Source organism: Leptotrichia sp. (genome assembly GCF_057270615.1).
This window is the reverse complement of sequence record NZ_DBHIXN010000105.1, coordinates 1-2,834: the sequence shown is the minus strand read 5'-3', so window position 1 is coordinate 2,834 and position 2,834 is coordinate 1. Positions and strand designations below refer to the sequence as shown.

Annotated in this window: 4 protein-coding genes; all 4 read left to right on the top strand. The window is 29.7% G+C overall.

All coding sequences use genetic code 11. The annotated features are described in order from the left end of the window. Positions 1–209, top strand: a 209-nt coding sequence (locus ACO409_RS10570; protein WP_485557065.1) for a hypothetical protein, incomplete at its 5' end; no start/stop codon positions are given. 2 nt (positions 210–211) lie between these two features. Next, positions 212–775, top strand: a complete 564-nt coding sequence (locus ACO409_RS10565) for an ATPase (protein WP_485557063.1) — start codon at positions 212–214, stop codon at positions 773–775. A gap of 16 nt (positions 776–791) precedes the next feature. Then, entirely contained in the window at positions 792–1,091 is a 300-nt protein-coding gene (gatC, locus tag ACO409_RS10560; protein ID WP_021745911.1) for an Asp-tRNA(Asn)/Glu-tRNA(Gln) amidotransferase subunit GatC, read from the top strand. A 129-nt stretch (positions 1,092–1,220) separates the two neighbouring features. Then, the gene (gatA, locus tag ACO409_RS10555; RefSeq protein ID WP_485557062.1) at positions 1,221–2,684 is read left to right on the top strand and encodes an Asp-tRNA(Asn)/Glu-tRNA(Gln) amidotransferase subunit GatA; all 1,464 of its coding nucleotides are present in this window, start codon (positions 1,221–1,223) and stop codon (positions 2,682–2,684) included. Positions 2,685–2,834 lie beyond the last annotated feature (150 nt).

Here is a 2,834-nt window from a genome sequence, read left to right as displayed (position 1 = left end):
GAGAAACTATGAAATTAAAAGAATTATTTCCAAATCAAGATATTGAAAATATGGACTTGAAAAAATTGATAGAAACGATAAGTTATAAAGATTTTAATACATTGCTAGAAAAAACAGAAAACAAGAAAGATATTGATTTTTATATTGAATTGCAGGATTTGATTATACAGAGAAAGCAAAAAGAGGCGATTGAAAAAGGGATATATTAATTATGGAAGATAAAAATTTTTATTTGTTTGCAGGAGTAAATGGAGCAGGGAAATCTACTTTGTTTAGTATAATTACTGAGGATATTAAAAGAACTTTTAGAATAAATACTGATGAAATAGTTAAAAAAATTGGAAATTGGAAAAATGAATCTGATCAAATAAAATCAGCAAAAATAGCAATTAAATTGAGAAATGAATGTATTGAAAAAGGACTTTCTTTTAACGAGGAAACTACATTAACTGGAAAAACAATATTAAAATTAATTGATAAATTAAAAAGCAAAAATTATAAACTTCATTTGTTTTATGTAGGAATAAATAGCGTAGATATTGCAAAAGAAAGAATAAAAAATAGAGTTTTAAAAGGCGGACATGACATTCCTGATAAAATTGTCGAAAAAAGATATGATGAATCTTTGGAAAATTTATCGAAAGTTTTAAATAAATTTGATAATGTTACAGTTTATGATAATACAAAAGAGTATAAAATGATTTTAAAAATTATAAATAAAAAAATAATAAAACAATCTGACGAGTTACCCAATTGGGCTAAAAATATTTTTTAAAGGAGGAAAATAACGAATGTTAAGCAAAGAAGATGTACTGAAAATAGCAGCACTTTCAAAGCTGGAATTTTCAGAAAATGAAATTGAAAAATTTAGAGTGGATTTAAATAAAATTTTTGATCATATGGAAGAGTTGAATAGTGTGGATACGAGTGAGGTTGAGCCACTTTTTAATGTGCTTGATTTGAAGGATGTATTGAGAAAAGATGTTGTTAAGGATAGTGGAATTAAGAAAGAGATCTTGGAAAATGCACCAAATAGCGATGAGGAATTTATAATTGTTCCAAAAGTTGTTGGAGAAAATGCGGATAACTAGGATGTATTGAAAAATGTCTGATTGGTAGAATTTTTGAAAAATGGAAGTTTGAAAATTGGAAGAGAAAAAATTTTTTGAAAAATTGAGATTTTTAGATACATTTTAGAAAAAATTTAGAAAGGTGGAAAAATGAGTTTATATAAAAAAACGGCTAGTGAAATAGCTGAAATGATAAAAAATAAAGAAATTACTTCTGAAGAAGTGACAAAATCTTTTTTGGATAGAATTGATAAAACAGAAGAAAAAATAGGAGCATTTTCTAATGTGTTTCCTGAAAAGGCTTTAGATGAGGCAAAAAAATATGATTCTGAAAATAATGAAGAAGCTAGAAAAAATTATGATAATGAGTTGTTGTTTGGAGTGCCTGTGGCTTTGAAGGATAATATTGTATCAAAAGGAGATTTGACTACGGCTGCATCGAAAATTCTTAAAAATTATGTGGGAGTTTATGATGCGACAGTTGTGGAAAAATTGAAAAAGGCTGGGACACCAATAATTGGGAAGGCTAATATGGATGAGTTTGCGATGGGGTCTTCAAATGAGAATTCGTCGATAAAATCAGTTTCTAATCCTTGGGATTTGACAAGAGTTCCTGGTGGAAGTAGTGGAGGTTCGGCAGCGATGGTTGCAGCGGGACAAGCACCGATTGCACTTGGTTCAGATACTGGTGGAAGTATTAGACAACCTGCTTGTTTGACTGGAACTGTTGGGATTAAGCCAACTTATGGAAGAGTTTCAAGATATGGACTTATGGCGTTTGGATCTTCGCTTGATCAAATTGGAGCTTTGGCAAAATCAACTGAGGATTTGGCTAGACTTTTACAAATAATTGCGGGGTATGATGAAAAAGATGCAACAAGTGTAAATGTGGAAGTGCCTAACTATTTGGAAAGTTTGAATAATGACTTGAAAGGCTTGAAAATTGGGATTCCAAAAGAATATTTTGCAGAAGGATTAGATGAAAATATTAAAAAAGTAATAATGGATTCGGTGGAAAAATTGAAGGAATTAGGTGCTGAAATTAAAGAAGTATCACTTCCATATTCAAAATATGCGATTTCTACTTATTACATAATTTCATCGGCTGAAGCTGCTTCAAACTTGTCAAGATACGACGGAGTAAGATATGGTGTGAGAGAAAGCAATGAAGATGTGGAAAAAATGTATGTCGAATCAAGAACAAAAGGTTTTGGAGATGAAGTAAAAAGAAGAATTATGATTGGAAACTATGTGTTAAGTTCTGGATTCTACGACGCTTATTACAAAAAGGCTTCGCAAGTTAGAAGACTTATTAGAGATGATTTTTCAAAAGCATTAAAAGAAGTAGATGTTTTATTAACACCAGTTTCTCCAACAATAGCATTCAAAAAAGGAGAAAAAAACACAGATCCAGTGCAAATGTATTTAGCAGACATTTACACAGTTTCAGTAAACATGGCTGGACTTCCTGCAATTTCAGTACCTGCGGGGTTTGTCGATGGATTGCCAGTTGGAATTCAGTTAATTGGAAATTATTTTAGAGAAGATTTATTGTTTAATATTTCTCATAAATTTGAAGGTGTTCGTGGGGAAATTGAATATCCTGAGTTTTAAAAATAGAAGTAAAAAATTTTTTAAAATAATAAAAGATAAAAAAGAAAAATATTTAAAAATAGCGAGTTTTTATTAAATAAAGTGGAAATGAAAGATTTGAAGAAGAAAGGAAAAATATTAGAAAATGAGTATGGAATATGAAACAGTCAT

Excerpts from the sequence above, each read along its gene's own strand:
- ACO409_RS10565 (WP_485557063.1), top strand. The coding sequence starts at position 212 with ATGGAAGATAAAAATTTTTATTTGTTTGCAGGAGTAAATGGAGCAGGG.
- gatC (WP_021745911.1), top strand. The coding sequence starts at position 792 with ATGTTAAGCAAAGAAGATGTACTGAAAATAGCAGCACTTTCAAAGCTG.
- gatA (WP_485557062.1), top strand. The coding sequence starts at position 1,221 with ATGAGTTTATATAAAAAAACGGCTAGTGAAATAGCTGAAATGATAAAA.